The organism is Granulosicoccus antarcticus IMCC3135 (assembly GCF_002215215.1).
In the GTDB taxonomy this organism is placed as follows: domain Bacteria; phylum Pseudomonadota; class Gammaproteobacteria; order Granulosicoccales; family Granulosicoccaceae; genus Granulosicoccus; species Granulosicoccus antarcticus.
Map to the genome: position 1 here is coordinate 2,356,364 of NZ_CP018632.1, position 18,152 is coordinate 2,374,515.

At 52.3% G+C, this 18,152-nt stretch carries 15 protein-coding genes; 11 read left to right on the forward strand and 4 right to left on the reverse strand.

Annotated features, from left to right (window positions below; genetic code table 11):
* Position 1 precedes the first annotated feature (1 nt).
* The 3 genes from IMCC3135_RS10265 to IMCC3135_RS10275 all read right to left on the reverse strand — a co-directional run bounded on the left by IMCC3135_RS10265 (position 2) and on the right by IMCC3135_RS10275 (position 4,110).
* Positions 2-943, reverse strand: coding sequence for an ABC transporter permease (locus tag IMCC3135_RS10265; RefSeq protein WP_088917519.1), 942 nt, complete (start codon positions 941-943; stop codon positions 2-4).
* A gap of 66 nt (positions 944-1,009) precedes the next feature.
* The gene (locus IMCC3135_RS10270) at positions 1,010-2,608 is read right to left on the reverse strand and encodes an ABC transporter substrate-binding protein (RefSeq protein ID WP_088917520.1); all 1,599 of its coding nucleotides are present in this window, start codon (positions 2,606-2,608) and stop codon (positions 1,010-1,012) included.
* Positions 2,609-2,610: 2 nt separating this feature from the next.
* A complete protein-coding gene (locus IMCC3135_RS10275) occupies positions 2,611-4,110 on the reverse strand; it encodes a M81 family metallopeptidase (protein WP_169727437.1) in 1,500 nt (499 codons plus the stop codon).
* A gap of 136 nt (positions 4,111-4,246) precedes the next feature.
* Here IMCC3135_RS10275 and IMCC3135_RS10280 point away from each other — a divergent pair, with 136 nt between their 5' ends.
* The 5 genes from IMCC3135_RS10280 (at position 4,247) to IMCC3135_RS10300 (ending at position 10,462) form a co-directional block, all read left to right on the forward strand.
* A complete protein-coding gene (locus IMCC3135_RS10280) occupies positions 4,247-5,056 on the forward strand; it encodes an IclR family transcriptional regulator (protein WP_205737990.1) in 810 nt (269 codons plus the stop codon).
* A gap of 398 nt (positions 5,057-5,454) precedes the next feature.
* Positions 5,455-6,660, forward strand: coding sequence for a cystathionine gamma-synthase family protein (locus tag IMCC3135_RS10285; protein WP_088917522.1), 1,206 nt, complete (start codon positions 5,455-5,457; stop codon positions 6,658-6,660).
* 340 nt (positions 6,661-7,000) lie between these two features.
* Positions 7,001-8,131 carry a spondin domain-containing protein gene (locus IMCC3135_RS10290; RefSeq protein ID WP_157735903.1) on the forward strand — a complete coding sequence of 377 codons (1,131 nt, stop codon included), beginning with the start codon at positions 7,001-7,003 and terminating at the stop codon, positions 8,129-8,131.
* A 200-nt stretch (positions 8,132-8,331) separates the two neighbouring features.
* Positions 8,332-9,756: an HTTM domain-containing protein gene (locus tag IMCC3135_RS10295; protein WP_157735904.1), complete on the forward strand. Its 1,425-nt coding sequence runs from the start codon at positions 8,332-8,334 to the stop codon at positions 9,754-9,756.
* Between the two features lie 241 nt (positions 9,757-9,997).
* Positions 9,998-10,462, forward strand: a complete 465-nt coding sequence (locus IMCC3135_RS10300; protein ID WP_088917525.1) for a methylglyoxal synthase — start codon at positions 9,998-10,000, stop codon at positions 10,460-10,462.
* Positions 10,463-10,671: 209 nt separating this feature from the next.
* Here the strand turns inward: IMCC3135_RS10300 and IMCC3135_RS10305 are convergent, their stop codons facing one another.
* Positions 10,672-12,144, reverse strand: a complete 1,473-nt coding sequence (locus tag IMCC3135_RS10305) for a hypothetical protein (RefSeq protein WP_088917526.1) — start codon at positions 12,142-12,144, stop codon at positions 10,672-10,674.
* A gap of 204 nt (positions 12,145-12,348) precedes the next feature.
* Here IMCC3135_RS10305 and IMCC3135_RS10310 point away from each other — a divergent pair, with 204 nt between their 5' ends.
* The 6 genes from IMCC3135_RS10310 to IMCC3135_RS10335 all read left to right on the forward strand — a co-directional run bounded on the left by IMCC3135_RS10310 (position 12,349) and on the right by IMCC3135_RS10335 (position 18,149).
* The gene (locus IMCC3135_RS10310) at positions 12,349-13,089 is read left to right on the forward strand and encodes a zinc metallopeptidase (RefSeq protein WP_205737991.1); all 741 of its coding nucleotides are present in this window, start codon (positions 12,349-12,351) and stop codon (positions 13,087-13,089) included.
* 251 nt (positions 13,090-13,340) lie between these two features.
* The gene (locus tag IMCC3135_RS10315) at positions 13,341-14,102 is read left to right on the forward strand and encodes an amino acid ABC transporter substrate-binding protein (RefSeq protein WP_088917528.1); all 762 of its coding nucleotides are present in this window, start codon (positions 13,341-13,343) and stop codon (positions 14,100-14,102) included.
* Between the two features lie 6 nt (positions 14,103-14,108).
* Positions 14,109-14,783, forward strand: coding sequence for an amino acid ABC transporter permease (locus IMCC3135_RS10320; protein ID WP_088917529.1), 675 nt, complete (start codon positions 14,109-14,111; stop codon positions 14,781-14,783).
* The gene (locus tag IMCC3135_RS10325) at positions 14,780-15,511 is read left to right on the forward strand and encodes an amino acid ABC transporter ATP-binding protein (RefSeq protein WP_088917530.1); all 732 of its coding nucleotides are present in this window, start codon (positions 14,780-14,782) and stop codon (positions 15,509-15,511) included. The genes IMCC3135_RS10320 and IMCC3135_RS10325 overlap by 4 nt, the downstream gene beginning before the upstream one ends.
* A gap of 121 nt (positions 15,512-15,632) precedes the next feature.
* The gene (locus tag IMCC3135_RS10330; protein WP_088917531.1) at positions 15,633-16,154 is read left to right on the forward strand and encodes a dihydrofolate reductase; all 522 of its coding nucleotides are present in this window, start codon (positions 15,633-15,635) and stop codon (positions 16,152-16,154) included.
* A 3-nt stretch (positions 16,155-16,157) separates the two neighbouring features.
* Complete coding sequence (locus IMCC3135_RS10335) at positions 16,158-18,149, forward strand: acyltransferase family protein (protein ID WP_088917532.1); 1,992 nt, start codon at positions 16,158-16,160, stop codon at positions 18,147-18,149.
* The last annotated feature ends 3 nt before the right edge of the window (positions 18,150-18,152 follow it).

The window sequence follows — 18,152 nt, forward strand, 5'->3', positions numbered from 1 at the left end:
GTCAGTACCGGATCCTTGGATCGAAGAAGGAATATGAGATGTCGACGAGCAGGTTCACAAAGACATAGATGCCCGCGGTCAACAGGATCATGGCCTGAATTACCGGATAGTCGCGCGCCAGGATGGCGTCGACGGTGAGACGTCCAATACCGGGAATATTGAATACACTTTCTGTCACGACCACACCCGAGATCAGTAGTGCGAAACCGGTACCGATGATCGTCAGAATGGGTACCGCAGCATTGCGCAGTGCATGGCGGAACAGTACAACGTTTTCACGCACACCCTTGGCACGGGCAGTACGGATATAGTCCTCGCCCAATACTTCGAGCATGGAGGCTCGGGTCATTCTTGCGATCAATGCGATATAGATGGTTGCCAGCGTAAGAGAGGGTAGGAGCGCTCGCGAAAAGAAGGCGCCAAAGCCATCTGAAGGATCCTTGTAGCCTTGCACGGGTACCCAGCGCAGCTCGATGGCAAAAATCTGAATCAAGATGTAGCCGATAACGAAGACCGGTACGGAAAAACCAAGCACTGAAAAGGACATTACAAGAAAATCGATCCAGGTGCGATGGCGCCAGGCAGCGATAACCCCCATGGGGACCGCCAGCAGGACCGAGATTGTGATGGTCATCAGAGCGATATTGATTGTCGGTCCCAGTCGTTCAGCGACCATGCCCGCAACGGGTGTATTGGACAGCAGCGAGGTGCCCAGATCGCCATGTAACAGCTGGTTCATCCAGGTCATGAATTGCGTGATCAGTGGGTCGTTCAAGCCAAGTCCGTCGCGAATGCGTTCGAGTTGGGCAGGAGTTGCAGCATCTCCGGCTAGGATCGCAGCAGGGTCGCCGGGCGTCAGGCGCAGGAGCAGGAACACAAAGATGGCGACGATGATCATCACCGGGATCGTGGCCAGCACGCGTTTGAGAATATAGAGAAACATGGTCCGTGCTTTCCTTATGAGCTGGCGAGGCGGAGGCTGCGTAATACACAGCCTCCGGGACGGGGGTTACTCGTCTTCTTTGGTCATGTTCCAGAAAACAGGGACCGGTGAGGGAAGCATGTTCTGAATGGTGGTTCGACGCGCCTGCGGAATGATGTATTCGCCCATCATTATGTAGTTGACGTTGTCCATCACATGTTCCTGAATCTCAAGGGCCACTTCTTTCTGGGCTGCCATATCGCCAGCTGCGACAAAGTCGGCACGCAGCTTTTCAATCTCAGGATCAGTCGGCCAGCCAAACCAGGCCTCGTCGCCACGACCGTTTGCCATGACGTTGATCAATGGATCGGAAACCTCAGGCACTATCCAGTTGGTGAAAAACAGGTTCCAACCGCCCTCGGACACGGGTTGTTGCTGGGCACGTCGTTGTACAACTGACTGCCAGTCCATGGATTGCATATCAACCTCAAAGCCGGCTTCTCGCAGAGCCTGTGCCGCAACGACGGGTTGGTTGATCAAGCTGATGACATCCGTTGGTGCCATCAGGACGATGGGTGTTCCGTCATAGCCGGCCTCTTTAAGAAGGGCTTTGGCCGTATCGACATTGGCACCACTGGTCAGAACTTCAGAGCCAGCTTCATCCCCAAGCGGCGTTGAGCAGCCGAAGATTGCGCCACAGACATTGTAGTATTCGGGATCGCCCTGCATCGTTGCAAGCATCGACTCCTGGTCAAGTGCTGCCATTGCGGCCTGGCGAATCAGTTTGTTATCGAACGGAGGCAACAAGTGGTTAGGGCGTCCGATGGTCACGTAACCCAGTTCATCGCGTTTTTCGACAATAACGTCCGGATTGCCTCCGACGATCGGCATCAGGTCGATCTGAACCTGTTCAAGGTAATCGATCTCACCGGCTGACAAGGCGTTGAGTGCTGTCAAAGCGTCGGGCATCGTGGTCCAGATTACCTTGTCTACGTTGACAACCTTGCCACCTGCCATCCATGAGGCGGGTTCGGAGCGCGGTACATAGTCGTCGAATTTTTCGTAAGTGACATTGACACCGGGCTTGTATTCCGATTCGTTGAACACGAAAGGTCCTGAACCGACATACTCAGTGATAGTCTCGTCTGCCGATGTCTCGGCGACTCGAGCCGGCATGATAAAAGGCGGTACAGCAGATTGTTTGGAGATCACGTCAAGCAGCGGTCCGAACTGCTTGCTCAGTCTCCAGACAACGGTCTTTTCGTCTGTAGATTCAAGGCTTTCAGTGACATCAAAGATGAGCTGGCCGCCCGAATCCTTTTTACCCCAGCGTTTGAGCGAGGCGACTACATCAGCTCCAGTCACGGGCGCACCGTCATGAAACATCAGTCCGTCACGCAGAGTGAATGTGTAGCTCAATCCGTCCTCGGAGATCTCCCAGCTGGCCATTTGCGGTTGGGGGGCAAACTTGTCGTCCACTGCTGTCAGCACGTCATAGATCATGTAACCATGGTCTCGCGTGATATGGGCCGTGGTGATTACCGGGTCCAGAACACGCAAACCCGAATGCATCACAGCGGTGACGGTTGTCTCGTTTTCCTGTGCGCTTGCAAGCAGCGCAGTTCCCATCAGTAGCGCTGCGGTAATATAGTGTGTGTTTTTCAGTACAGACCTAAAAGTCGACATTGCTATTTCTCATCTTGGTTTGTGTTTGGTGACAACCGTAATCCCGGACGTAGCCGGGTAAACGGCAGTTTGGAAGGGTTGAACGGCATTGGGCCAGGTGCCAGAGCGACGATTATGTTTCGGGCAATGGGGGCAAAGTCAGCTCGGAAATGCGTTGAGCTTTTGACAACCAGAATCGATTGTTCCTCTGGGGCTACCCCGATAAAGCGGAACATCTCTCGGTCAGCCATTTGTGCTATCTGGCTGGTGACGACGACACGCACGCCACCAATGCGCAGACAAGCAGAGAGGCCTAGATCCAGATGAGTGCCGCCATAGTAGGGGCCTGTTGCACGCAGCCGTCCATCTGACAGACTCTCGACGATGGCCATGGTTGAGACGGGCACCTCATCGGGCAGGCCGGGGTGACCACCGATATTGAATTGTGCGGTGGCGCCTTGTCCTGCATCGTGTGCCGCTTGAGCGGTGGCGGGATCCACGATCAGCCCGATGGCGGCATCGGTTGTGTCAGCCGCAATCATCGCACGCAACATCCCTGTGGTCGCGGAGACGCCACCGGCTCCGGGGTTATCCTGCGTGTCGGCTATGACAACAGGTCCTCGGCCTTCAATTGCCAGAAGCCTTGCAGCCTCCACCATTGCATTCTCAGGTGTGTAAGTCACTGTGTTGAAGTCAGATTCCGCCGCTTCGTATGCTGCGAAAATACGTTCTGCCGCTTGATCTGCCGCAACTTGCGTATTGGCAAAGGCGATAGCTGTCGGGCCACAGTCAGGCGTGTCGGTTGCTGGAAATCCCATAAAGAGCGAGGCGGATAAAGCGCCTTCTGCCTCGACTGCGGCAAGCTCTGCATAGAGTTTTTTCGCAGGCGCCAGGTCAGTAGATTGGGATGGAATGGGTACAAGGTAGGACATTTTCCGATAGGCTTTGGCAGGACGTATTCCCGTTTTCATCATGTCGTCCAGGATCCGGGCTGCACTGGCTCCGGTGACTGCCATATCGACATGTGGGTAGGTGCGAAAACCGACGAGTGCATCAACGAGATCTACCATTTGTTCTGAAATATTTCCGTGTAGATCCAGCGCGACTGCTATTGGGACCTTGGGGCCGACAACGGCCCGCACACGTCGTACAAGTTCGCCTTCACCATCGTCGATATGCTCCGCCACCATCGCGCCGTGAAGATCGAGGAATACGCCGTCAAGAGGTCCTGCATCACGAATGCCTGACACAATTTCTTCTGCGATCTGTTCAAAGGCGATTTGTGTGACATGTGCCGAGGGAATGGCTCCAGCCCACAGAACAGGAATCAAGTGCCAACCTTGTGTTTTAGCCACAGAGATTGCACCTGACATTCCCAGGTTTACATCCCGGAAAGCTTCAAGCAATTCAGGGCCGCGTACCATAGGTACGTAACCACCACCTGAACGAAACTCTTCAAGACCCGCTTTTGACGGGGCAAATGTATTGGTTTCATGAAGAAATCCAGCCAATGCTACTCGCAATTCTGACTCCTGTTCTTCGGCAACCTACAGTGTCAGCAGAAGGTTGCTATTATGGTGTATCGCACTGCGATATAACTATAGTGCAATAGAACGATCATACAATCACATTTTAAGCTTTGTCAAGCGAGAACAATTCATGTCTATAACTCATAGAGCAGTCCCGACTACAGTGCCCAATTATGAGGCAGACGGTGATCGTTTATTCATCCGCTCGGCAGCACGTGCAATGCAGGTTTTAAGTGCCTTTCATAATGCAAGTGGTGCACTCAGTTTGTCGGACATTGCCAGGGAGGCCGATATTGATCGTTCGGCTGCGCAGCGTCTGGTGCACACTTTGGTGAAGCTTGGCTATATGCGGCGCAGCGCAGATGACCGAGGTTATCTTCCCGGAATTCGATTGCTTGATCACACACTGGATTTGCTTCGTCTGGATCCTGTTGTGCAAAAGGCGACGCCAGTTTTACTGGAGCTACGCAGGACAATTCAGGAGCGTGTTGATTTCAGTCTGTATGACGACACTCGCCTGATCTATGCTCTTCGGATGCAAAGCAAGCGCGAAACTTTCTACGCATCTCTCGTTGGTCACAGTGTTCCGGCCTATTGCACAGCGGGAGGTCGTGCGGTTCTGGCAGCACTACCTGAGGCGCAAGTGAAGGATGTTTTGAAGCGATCCGTACTTCAAAAACATACCGGCAAAACCGTCATCAATCCAACCACTCTCATGAAGCTTGTGCGACGAGCAAGCAAGGACGGTTACGCGGTCGTTGTCGATGAATTCGTACAAGGCGAGGTGGCTGTCGGTGTCGCGGTGAAAAGTCCTGACGGGGCGCCCCTTGGTGCTATTCATGTAGCAGGATCACTCTCGGAATGGACACCAGAGGAGTTCGTCGGACAGGCGTCCCCTTTGGCGAGCGAGGCGGCGCTGGCGATCAGTGGCAGTCTGTAAAGCTGTAATGATTGCCTGAGCGCTTGCGCATGGCTGGTTCAGTTCTGGCCCCTGATTGTTCATGATAATAGGGACATGCTTGTAAATACTATCAACAGATTCATGTTTGTACAGAGCCGGACAAGGTTCATTAGTGCGTCAGTTATCTGTGCCGGAATGCAGGATGTGGCGATCAATGGAGATCTTGGTGCGCGGTCGCACCAATCAGGGGCGTAATAGTTGGCATGGCTTTTGGCTGTCAGGCCCAGTTTGCTGAATCAAAGGCGCGGGTTTGCTAAAACTCGCTCTGCGTGTATGATCCGTCTATCAAGATAAAGGCTTTTAAAGCGCTGCCTTGAAATTAACTCGGGTTTTCATCGACTCGTCTTTTTTCTCAAATCAGTTGCAAAGGAGCATTTATGACTGATACATCCCCAAAAAGCCAAACACCTGGTCAATCCACACTCAGTATCTGGGGTGGCGAGCAGGAGCACGAGCTGTACGAGCGCTCGACACAAGTTCCCGTGGTGCACAGCGTATCCTTTGCGTATAAGGATATTGATACCTGGCATGCGGTCGCGTTAGAACAAGCGCCTGGACATATCTATTCGCGCAACACCAATCCGACCGTTCGTGCCTTTGAAGATAAGGTCAAAGAGCTGGAAGGCGCTGAAGCTGCCACCAGTTTTGCCAGTGGCATGGCGGCTATCAGTAATATCTTTGGAACATTCTTGCGCCCGGGTGATCGTGTTGTGTCTATCAAAGACAGTTACGGTGGTACCAACAAGATATTCACTTCTTTTTTGCCGCCATTAGACATCGATGTGACACTTTGCGACACGGTGGAATACGCCGAGATTGAGGCTGAGATCGCCAAAGGCTGTACTCTGCTTTATCTGGAGACGCCGACTAACCCCACGGTCAAGATCATCGATATCAAGCGTCTTGCCGCTGCTGCAAAAAAGGTAGGCGCATTGGTCGTGGTTGACAATACATTTGCGACGCCGATAAACCAGAACCCGTTGCAACTGGGTGCTGATCTGGTTTTGCATTCGGCTTCAAAGTACCTGGGTGGACATGCGGATGCTTTGGGTGGTGTTGCTTGTGGCAGCAAGGATCTGATCAAGATGGTTTATCACTACCGTGAAATCAATGGTGCAACGCTTTCTCCTATGGATGCGTACAGCTTTATCAGAGGTATGAAAACTCTGAGTCTGCGTGTAAAGCGCCAGAATGAGAGTGCCATGACCATTGCAACCTGGTTGCAGAATCACCCGGCCATTGAGCTGGTTAATTACCCCGGGCTTGAAACACACCCTCACCATGATGTTGCCAAGGCTCAGATGAGTGGTTATGGCGGCATGTTGAGTTTTTCGGTTAAGGGTGGGTTGGATGCGATAAAGTTGTTCTTGCCACGCTTGCAATATGCACACATGGCGGCAAACCTGGGTTGTGTTGAAACAGTTGTTGGACCTCCTGTCACCACCAGCCATGTCGAGTGTACCGCCGAGGAGCGTGCAGCTGCGGGCATTCCTGAGGGCTTGGTTCGTTACTCAACGGGTATAGAAGATGTTGAAGATTTGCTCGCGGATCTAGAGCAGGCTCTGAGCTGCCTGATAACTTGAGCAGAGCCCAGGCTGACTGCGATTTGAACTGAAAATTCGTGCTCAAGGATTGGCGATGCGACTCAAGGAGGAGTCGGGCAGGGTGAGGCTTGGGCCGATATTGCAAGCATTAATACAAATTTGGGGTGCCCACAGAGACCAGAATATTTTTCTGTCATATTTCTGTTATAAAAAATTCATATTCACGTTATAAAAAGGATAGAAAACTAACCCTGTCAATAGTGAACTTTACAAGAGAGCCGGCGACAAACGCACTAGTGGCCATTAACGAGCTGGCATTACTGTTTTGCTCGACCTCTTCAATATTTCAGAGTCCATTATGACAAAAGGAAAATTCCCAATGAGCAATCAACTGAAAAGCGCTTTGACGCTTTCAGTGCTACTTGCATTAGGCGCATGTAGCAGTGACGATGACAATGACGATATAGGGGACAATGTCGAACAGCCTGATGGCAGTGAGACACAAACCATTTCAGTCACTCTGAGCAGCGCACAAGAAATACCTGTGCCAACAGGTGTACCGGCCGGTGCCAGCGGTGCTGCAGATGTCGCTGTTGATGCTAATGGTGTTGTAACCGCCACCGTTGGTGTTAGCAACCTGTCAGGGGCTGCAACCATGGCTCACATCCATCGAGGATTTGCCGGATCGGCTGGTCCGGTACTGATAGGTCTATCCAGTGATGATGGTGGAACGACATGGACGGTACCTGAGGATGCTCGTGTATTGACTGAAGAGGAAATAGGCGCATTCAATCGAGGTGAGCTGTATTTTAATGTTCATACAGAAACCAATTCAGCTGGCGAAATCCGTGGTCAGATCGATGCGGGTAACGCGACAACATTCTCGGTGCTGCTGGAAAATATCTCCACAACCGAGACACTGGGTGTTGCTTCAGATAGCACCACACAGGCTGTTCCTTTATCTCCTGGGGTTTTCATCGTTCATCGTGATGCAGCTGACAGCCCGCTGTTGTTGCCACGTGATGCCGCCAATGCGGGTTTGGAGGCCGTTGCTGAAGATGGCAATGTAGCTCTCTATGCCGAAGCGGTTCCTGGTTCTGTGCCTTTCAATACTCCAGTTGGTGCAGATGCACCGGGTCCGATTGGTCCTGGCGGTGCTTATGAGTTTACCCTGCAGGCGGTAGACGGTGACAAACTTGATTTTGTCGCCATGTTTATCCCTTCCAACGATTGGTTCTATACGGCAACTGATGCCGACAACAGTCTTGATCTATTCGTCAATGGCCAGCCTGTTTCCGGAGAAGTGGCCGAGGGCGAGATAGCTATCTGGGATGCTGGTACAGAAATTGACGAAGAGCCAGGCACAGGGGCCAATCAGGTTCAGCGTCAGGCAGAGGCTAATACCGGTGATGTTGATCCCGACACACGGGTCAGCAGTCTGACTGGCCGTGGCCAAACGGTCAATTTGAATGGCCGCGTACTACGAGTGACCATCACTCCACAGCCATGAGTCGTCTCTTGAACTCGTAGAGTCGGTACGAGCAAACCCGGTGTGACAGTGATCGCACCGGGTTTGCGAACCGACACACGATCACGAAGCGCAGTGATATCAGACGGCCATCAAGATTGGCTCCCGGTGAAATGAATCCGGCATAAACATGAAACTGCTACCATAAAACGACTTGCACGCAAATGGAGCGGATGATCAGCATGCGTGATCGGTTAAGGCAGTTGTTCTTCAAGCCAGTGGATGCCATTTCGCTGTCAGTGTTCCGCATTGTGTTCGGTGCACTGCTGCTGTTCGAGAGTGTCAATTACGGCATCTTTCTGTGCCTTGATTGCATGTACCGTGACACCTCGCTGCTGTTCAAGTATCACCATTTTGAATGGGTGGGTTTACCGCCGGGTAACGGGCTGGAGTGGATGTATCTGGCCATGGGCATCAGCGCATTCTGCGTGATGGTTGGCCTCTACTACCGGGTCGCCATCATCGTGACCGCTCTGCTGTTCAGCTGGTTGTTTCTGCTTGATCAGGCGTTGTACCTGAATCACTTCTATCTGGTCATTATCTACGCGGTGATCATGATCTTTGTACCCGCGCATCGACACCTGTCGCTCGATGCCATGCGCAAGCCCGAGTGGGCCAGTGCGGTTGTGCCCAACTGGGGGCGGTTGTGGCTAGGTGCGCAGACCGAGATCGTGCTGCTCTATGCCGGTGTGGTAAAGCTGAATCTTGATTGGCTCAACCTGGAACCGATGCGTTTGTGGATGAACTGGCGCAGTGCCGACGCCGCACCATTTTTCCAGTGGATCACTCAGGACTGGGGCATTGGGCTGGCAAGTTACGGAGTTATCGTGCTGCATCTGGTGGGTGCTCCTCTATTGCTCTGGCGTCGTACCCGCTTGCCGGTGTTTCTGGTGTACTGCTGTTTCCATCTGATCAACGCGTTCGTGTTCAGCATCGGTATTTTTCCGTTTCTGACGATCAGTGCCACGCTGATTCTGTTTGATGCCGATTGGCCAAGGCAGTTTGCGCGCTGGCTGAGTGAGAGAAAATGGGCGAGGCGCACTGGTGATCCTGGCGGGTTTTCCCGCTGCCTGGCTCATATAGCCGAACCGCTGAGTAGCGTGGCATACAGACCCGGATTGACACTGTCGCCTGTCTGGCGGCGGTCGATCGTGATTGGAGTTTGCGTCTGGTTGAGCGTGCAGCTGGTAGTGCCGTTACGACATTTGGCAGCACCCGGCAATGTGGCCTGGAACGAGGATGGGCATCGTTTCAGCTGGCGCATGAAGCTGCGATCAAAGCAGGGCACGACGAAGTTTGTGGTCATCCGCGAGGATGGCAAACGATGGCAGGTAGATCCGGCTGAATATCTCAACAAGAAGCAAGTTGGCAAGATGGCCTGCATTCCTGATCTCATCTGGCAGTTCGCCCAGTTTCTTGATACCACCTACAGCGAGAACGGTCGCTTTCAGATTGCGGTACATGCTGATGCGATGTGTTCACTGAACACTCGTGAGCGAGCGCCTTTGGTAAATCGTTTGGTGGACCTGAGCATGGTAAAACGCTCCGAGCCGGTGACGCAGTGGACCTACCCACTGACAAAGCGGCTACCGCATCAATTGTTTTGAATGGAAATATATTCTGAATTAAATAGACGGTGAGATTTTAACGGGTTCAGCTCAGAGTGGTCGGCAGTCAGGCAAAAGGTAATATGAGGGGTCTATAGGACAGATAAGTGGTTCGCGTTTCTCTACAATATCTATGGTTACATTCGCGTAGTGTTTGCGCTCAATTGCAGGCGTCTATATCCGCATATTTATTTGTTTTTGACAAATGAACTGCAACTGCCATTTCTACTAGAGCTAAGTAATGAACGTTAAACCACGAGTTGCCCTTATTGCACACGATAATACCAAGCCCGATTTAATCGAATGGGCTGGACGACATCGAGCTGAGTTGAAAAAATTTGATATTGTATCTACAGGCACCACAGTTGCCTTGCTAAGCAGATCTTATCCTGAATTTTGTCTCACAGCTGTTCGAAGCGGGCCGCTGGGCGGTGATCAGCAAGTGGGTGCAATGATCGCCAATGGGCAGTTGGACATGATGATCTTTTTCGAAGACGTGATGACAACGCAGCCGCACGATGTTGATATCAAGGCGCTGTGGCGCCTGGCTGTTTTGTACGAACTACCCATTGCCAGTAATCGTATCACCGCTGATTTGTTGATGGCGAATCTGGACATCGCGTTTACCTACAAAGAGCGTTATCCGCACCCGGAACAAAAGCATGTGAAATATTTACGCCGTTCAGTTGAGCCGAGTCTGGAGTGATGTGCCGAGCATAATAGGTACTGCCCGGCGCATTTTCTAACGCAAGCTGTTAGGGATCGTGAAACAATTAATTATCATTTTCAGTCGTCCCTGCATCCTGCCCTGCAGCGTTGTTCGGCGGTTGAATAGCAAGCTATTCGCCCTTCTCACGCCTTGCCGGACAGGCGCAGGACCAACTGAAAACTGATACTTAATTATTTCACGATCCCTTAGTTGTCACTCGTCTCAACACTGACGCCGTTAAATCCCAATATGGATCCATCCTGACTGACGGCAAGGACATCGTAGTGATAGCTTGAACCCGGCGTGACGCTATTATCGTAGAAACTCGTGCCAGGGGTGAATGCATGGAAAACGTGATTTCTCCAGATTTCGTAGCCATTGAAATTTACGGGCAATGATGTCGGACGATCCCAGAAAAGTTCCAGGTCCTTCGCGCTGTAATTCACAGCCCTCAGCCCTGTGGGTGTTAATGCCCGGTTTACCGGGGTGTAGTCTGAGCCCATGCCGCTTGAATCCCTGTCCGAATTCACGGTGATAGGGGGGCTTTGTGCGCCACGTTCTCCTGTGGACATGTACAGAGCTACGGAATATTCATAGTCGACACCCGGGGTCAGTGTGTCATCAATAAAGCTGTTTCTGTTCGTGGTGGAGGTAAGGAGTGCACCATCGCGATAAATGTCTGCCCCAGCCAGCGTAAAAACGTTGTTGATGTCAGTGGTGATTCTCCATGATAGTTCTACTGTCGAATCTGAGTACACATCAGCGCTAAGGTCGAGTGGTGCGTCGAGCATCGGCAACCCACTATCAGGCAGAAGCGGCTCCCCCGAGTTTTCTCGACCAAAACAGTCAAATCCGTCATCGGCAGTTGAGTAGCAAATTTTCGTAAAATACCCACCACCGCCATATAAAGCGACAACCTCAGCTCCATTGTTGATATCTGCAATTTTTCCGTCCAGATATTGCTGCCAATCCTGGTTACTGTTGTTGCTTCTACAGCTCAGCTCCCCTGTGGATTGCAGCCCACAAACCAGATCTCCGGTCATGGCAACATCGATCATGTTTGTGCCGCTCGGTGCCAGAGACTCAAAGTTGCAGAGAATACTGCTGGTCTCAGTCAAACCGCATAGATTGTTGTCCTTGAGTGCTATTTTCGTAAACGTTTCCTGTTCGTTGAGTTGCGTTGCCAGGTCGTATTGCCCCCAGCATGACAATTCGTTATTCAGTTTCAAACCACAACTGCTGTTAGCGTCAAGCGCGAGTTGCAGGAAGCGTTGATCTGATGGTGGCTCTGCATCACCCTGTGTATCCAGGCCCCAACAAAGGGCTCGGCCATCTGTAGTCACGCCGCAGGAAAAATTGATCCCTGCGCTTATGCTGAGAAACTGCTCATCCTGAGGTGCATTGAGCTGCCCGAAATCGTTGTCACCCCAGCAATAAGCCGAACCCGATTCAGTCAGTCCACAGACATGGACATCGCCTGCGGCAATCGAGGTGAGCACCGGCGTAGTGGAGGGTGGTTGCAGACGTGTGGATGCGTTGTCGGTCGCACAATTCAAAGCTCCACTGTCATTAAGCGCACAGATCATGCGGCCGCCAACAGCATAGGACTTGGTTGATTGGGCATGTGCGCTGGTGGTGCACACGATGGCCAGGGTGAATGCCAATAAAATGTATTTCACTGTTTATTCCGCTGCCTTTGGAAAAATCAGTCTACTCACTACGATGTATGCAAACATCAAATACAGTGGGCATAATTACCATCGAATGTAAAAAATGATGACGACATCGCATCCCTTTTCGGTCGACGTCACGACATCACATGATGTTTTACATATCAATGTCATTTTTGCGCAAAGTTTGATTTACAGTGAACATAATAGATATTGAATGGAGCTCGTACCTTGATGGGTTTTGACATGAATTACCTGCTGATGGTCATGTTGCCGGGCATGGTCCTGTCTGGACTGGCATCCATGATGGTCAAGCGCACGTTTGCAAAGTACGAGAAGGTGGGTACGCAGGCGAATATGACAGGGGCGGAAGCTGCCAAGCTCATGCTTGAGCGTCAAGGTGTGACCGACTGCAAAATCGAAGCGGTATCAGGCCGGCTCAGCGATCACTATGATCCACGCGATAAAACCTTGCGATTGTCCGAACCTGTCTATAACGCTCGTTCCATATCGGCTATCGGGGTTGCCTGCCACGAAGCTGGTCACGCCTTACAGCATGCGCAGGGCTATCGCTGGTTGCAAATGCGTTCAAAACTTGTGCCCGTGACCAACATTTCCAGCAAGATGTCGATGCCAGTGATTATGGTCGGTGGACTCTTGATGGGGCTGGTTCCAGTATTTGGCATGCCGGTGTTGTTATTCGGTTGTGCCTTGTTCGCTGCTGCAGTTGTATTTTCAGTAGTAACGCTACCCGTTGAGTGGGATGCCAGCGCTCGTGCAAAGAAAGCGATGGTTGATGCCGGAATCGTAACTCAGCAAGAAGCGGGTGGAGCCAGCAATGTGCTCAATGCCGCGTTCCTGACGTATCTTGCTGCCGCCATCGCATCCATCATGACCCTGCTTTATTATCTGCACCGAACCGGTGTGCTCAGAATGTTGATGAATCGACGTTAGTCCGGATTAGTGCCGTGGCATCAGGTGCTGTCGGTATATTCTTTTGCAATTCTGAGATTGCGCATTCAGAAGTGAGGATATCCGTTAGAATTCAGAACTCCAGGCTCTGATGCCCGTGTTGTCTATTACAGTTCTTCTCATTCAGGGCAATGCGCTATTCATGAAAAATGAGCCAGATTCCTGGTCTGGCTCAGGTGATGCTTCTGTCACGGATGCCCCATAGGTTCAGGCCCTTTAAAGGAGATCCTCTCATGCTCAAACTCATTGCCCTGGTCGCCGCGCTGTCGGCAGCCCTGCCTGCCACTGTCTTTGCCCAGGATGCGGGGCAGTTGCGGGTTGGTATGTCAGGCGGCTACTTCCCTTTCACTTTTGTTCGTCAGGACAAGCTTCAAGGTTTTGAAGTTGACGTGATGAATGCGGTGGGCGAACAGGCCGGTCTGGATATCTCTTTTGAAACGATGTCCTTTTCCGGATTGATCGGCGCGCTTGAATCCGATCGCATCGATACGATCGCCAACCAGATCACTATTACGCCAGAGCGCGAAGTGAAGTTCGCCTTCACTCAGCCTTACGTCTACGATGGCGCGCAAGTGGTGGTGAAAGCCGGTGAGGAAGACAAGATCAAGGGACCCGAAGACCTGAAGGGCAAGACGGTGGCTGTCAATCTGGGTTCGAACTTTGAGGAGCTGCTGAACGATCTGCCCTATGCCGAGCAGATCAACGTCAAGACTTACGAAAGTAATATCGCACTGGACACCTCGCTCGGACGAGTCGACGCTTTCGTGATGGACCGCGTCTCCTCGGTGCAGCTGATTGCGAAAAGCCCGCTGCCGCTGGCTCTGGCCGGAAAGCCTTTCGACGAGATTCACAATGCACTTCCGTTCCGCAATGATGACGAAGGTCGTGCGATGCGCGACAAGGTCGACACGGCTCTGAGCACGCTTCGGGAAAACGGCACGCTGGCTGAAATCTCGGCTAAATGGTTCGGCAGTGACATTACGGTTGCGGAGTAACTACCGATGCAGGGCCTCGATCTAGACTACATGCTCGGCCTTGTGCCGGTACTGCTGAGCTACATACCGCTGACACTGGGTATGGCAACTGCCAGCATGGTTCTGGCTCTGATTCTGGGCTCGCTTCTGGCGGTCGAGCGGGTAGTCCGGGTGCCTGTGCTCGACCTGTTTGTCATGCTTTACATCAGTTTCTTTCGCGGTACACCGCTACTGGTGCAATTGTTCCTGTTCTACTACGGGTTGCCTCAGGTGCTGGCATTTCTGACACAGATCAATGGCGTCACGGCCGCCATCATGGGGCTGACTCTGCACTTCTCGGCTTATATGGCCGAGAGCATTCGTGCAGCGATTGTCGGCGTCGATCGCAGCCAATGGGAAGCCGCCCAGTCAATCGGCATGACTCAGGCGCAGATGATGCGACGAATCGTATTGCCGCAGGCAGCCAGGGTTGCGGCGCCAACGCTGGTCAACTATTTTATCGACATTATCAAAAGCACCTCGCTGGCGTTCACGCTGGGCGTGACAGAAATGATGGGTGCTACTCAGAAAGAGGCGGCCGGCAGCTTTTTGTATTTCGAGGCCTTTCTGGTGGTCGCTATTCTCTACTGGATCATTGTGGAAGTACTCTCGCAGTTACAGAAGATTCTTGAAAACCGACTCAACAAGGCGTTCGCTCGATGATCAAGGTTCAAGGCCTTACCAAGCGTTTCGGGAAGACGACTGTCCTGGATGGTATTGATCTGGAGATTGCCGATGGCGAACGGATCGTGGTGATCGGCCCATCAGGTACCGGCAAGTCGACACTGCTGCGTTGTCTGAACTTTCTGGACAGTCCCGAGGCAGGTCATATCAGTATTGGCGATCTGGAGTTGGATGTGGCGACAGCCAGCAAAGCCGACATCCTTACACTGCGTCGCCGCACCGCCTTCGTCTTTCAGAATTATGCACTCTTCGCCAACAAGACGGCCCGTGAGAATATTACCGAGGCGCTGATAGTGGTACAGAATCGATCACGTGCCGACGCCGAGGCACGCGCTGACGGAATTCTTCAGGAAACGGGGTTGGCCGATAAGGCCGACTCTTATCCGGCAGCGCTCTCGGGTGGTCAGCAGCAGCGCGTTGGCATAGGGCGGGCGATGGCGCTTGACGCCCAGCTCATGCTGTTTGATGAACCAACCTCGGCTCTCGACCCGGAGTGGGTTGGTGAGGTTCTCGATCTCATGCGCCGCGTTGCCGAACGTCGGCAAACAATGCTGATTGTCACGCACGAGATGCAGTTCGCCCGTGAGATTGCGGATCGTGTGATCTTCATGGATGGCGGTCGTATCGTTGAGCAGGGACCACCGGAGCAACTCTTCGATGCTCCTCAGGATCCGCGAACCAAAGAATTTCTCAGACGGGTCGGTTGATATTCTGGACTCAGGTGCTCTGTTTACTGTTGCTTAACGTGGCCCGTATCTCGGTGTTGTCGCTCAACCAGTGTCATGGCTGACGTATAATATGCCGGTCTCCCATTGCAGCATCGGCAGAATGAAACAAAAATCTGAACCGGTTCTCGCCATGATGATGGCGATGGATAAAAACCGGTTGATTGGCCAGAATGGTCAAATGCCTTGGCATATACCCGGTGAAATGGCCTATTTCAAGTCAGTGACTCTGGGCAAGCCCATTGTCATGGGGCGCAAAACCTTTGACTCCATTGGGCGTCCCTTGCCGGGACGACCCAATATCGTGGTGACGCGCAATCCGGATTGGACGGCGGAGGGTGTACAGGCTGTGGCAGGTCTGGATGAGGCTCTGGAAATGGCAGGCAATCTGGCAGCAGACTCTGGAGCAGAGGAGCTGATGATCATCGGCGGCGCTGTTTTGTGTCGCGATGCTATGCCGCGTACGCAACGTCTTTATCTGACCGTTGTGGATCATGAGTACGAAGGCGATACCTGGCTTGAGAGTTTCAACTGGTCAGACTGGCAAGTGATCTCAGAGGATGTTCGTGATCCTGAGACAACCGGTGGCGTGCCCGTCACTTATTGGGTGCTGGAGAAACCCTAGATCATGAAGCAAAATTCTGAAGCGGTTAGTGCGATGACGCCTAGCCAGAAATATCAGCCGGAAATAGATGGTCTGAGAACCATTGCCGTGATGAGTGTCGTGCTGTTTCACCTGGAATTCAAATGGATTCCGGGGGGCTTCGTCGGTGTTGATGTTTTTTTTGTGATCAGTGGATTTCTGATTACGCGGTTGCTGGTCAAGGATGTCCAGGCTGGTAATTTCAGCTTCAAGCATTTCTATCTGCGCCGCATACGCCGTCTGGGTCCGGCATTGATCGCGGTCTTGCTGGGGACATTTGTTGTCGCGGCCTTCTTCCTGACCCCTGATCACTTTCAGCGATTCAGCGGCGCTCTGCTGGCCTCGCTATTCTCGGCATCCAATCTGTTTTTCTGGGCAGAATCGGGCTATTTCGATGCAACAGCCGAACTCAAGCCGCTGCTGCATACCTGGTCACTGAGTGTCGAAGAGCAGTTCTATCTGGTTTGGCCGGCCTTGATTTTCCTGGTAGGCAGGCGTTCACGCTGGGTGTTGCCGGTGGTGGTTCTGCTGCTTTCATTGCTTAGTCTGTATGGTGCGCTGGTATTCACGAAATACGAGCCATCAGCCGGCTTCTTCCTGATGCCCTTCAGAATTTATGAGTTTGGTATTGGTGCAGGTCTGGCTCTGTTGGCGCTGCAACCATTGCGAAATACATTCCGAGAGTTTTTCTGTCTGCTGGGTCTGTTGATGATTGGCTACAGTCTGTTGGCATTTGACAAGCTCACACCCTTTCCGGATATCTATGCCTTGCTGCCTTGCATGGGAGCGGCTCTGGTGATAGTGGGTGGCAATGCCCGTTTCCTCGGTTATTTACTGCGAAATCCGATTAGTGTCTGGGTTGGCAAGATATCCTATTCTCTCTACCTGGTTCACTGGCCGATCGTGGTGTTGTACAAACACGTGACCTTTGCGGATGCGGTGCTCGGCAAGACTCGGATTGCTTTGTTGGTGCTGATGTTCATGGCAGCCCCCGTGATGTATTACGGTATCGAGAAACGTTTCAGGTTTGGCGCTGGCAGTAACAAGCCCGGTGCAAGCCGTCGGCTTTGGGGCTGGCTGGCAGTACCGTTGGTTTTATCGATGCTATCGGTGCATGCCTATGCCATTAACGGCTGGTCCTGGCGTTTTGATGATGCCGTTATCCATTCCATCGGCATTCTCGAGGAAAGACAGCAAGATCGACGACAGTTCATCGATAATGAGCAGGCGACATCCAACCTGCCTTTTGATGCTGCTGCAGAGAAAGTGCTGGTAATGGGAGACTCGCATTCGACTGATATGTTCAATGCCCTGTACCTGAATGTGGAAGGGGATAGCCGCATTTCTGTGAGGCGGCTTGAGTTGGACGACGTCTGTCTGTACTTGTTTGCAGATAAACCTGACGAACAGGTAACCGGCTTGTCTGCCTCCGAACTTGTTCGCTGTGGCGAGCAGTATGATGCTGTGTTGGCGTCTGAGATGCTGGCTCAGGTCGATCGAATCGTTATATCGACGCGCTGGCAAGAGACATCCTTTCCCAATATCGAGCCATTTGCAAACTTTCTGAGGTCAGCCGGAAAGCCAGAGTCGCCGCCTCAAGTGGTTGTGATGGGACGCAGTGCAGAATTCAAGAATGTACCGGCTCTGATTCTGCAGATCGGCCTTGACGATACTATCGATCAGCAATTGGCTGCAACACGAACGACAAACCTGGATGCGCTGAATGAGAATCTGAAGCAACAGGCTGAAGTGTTGCAATTGCCATTTGTTGATAAAGTGTCGTACCTGTGCAGCGATGAGGCGAGCCGCTGTGATGCCATTGATGAGCAGGGGCTGGTTTTGTACACCGACTATGGCCACTGGAGTCTTGAAGGGGCTCGCCTCTTCGGTCAGCGGATGCTGGCAGACTCAGCGACAGCCGTCATGCTGACCGGTATGAGTACCAGTGAGCTCAATGCTCGCTCAACAGCTAACTGAAGA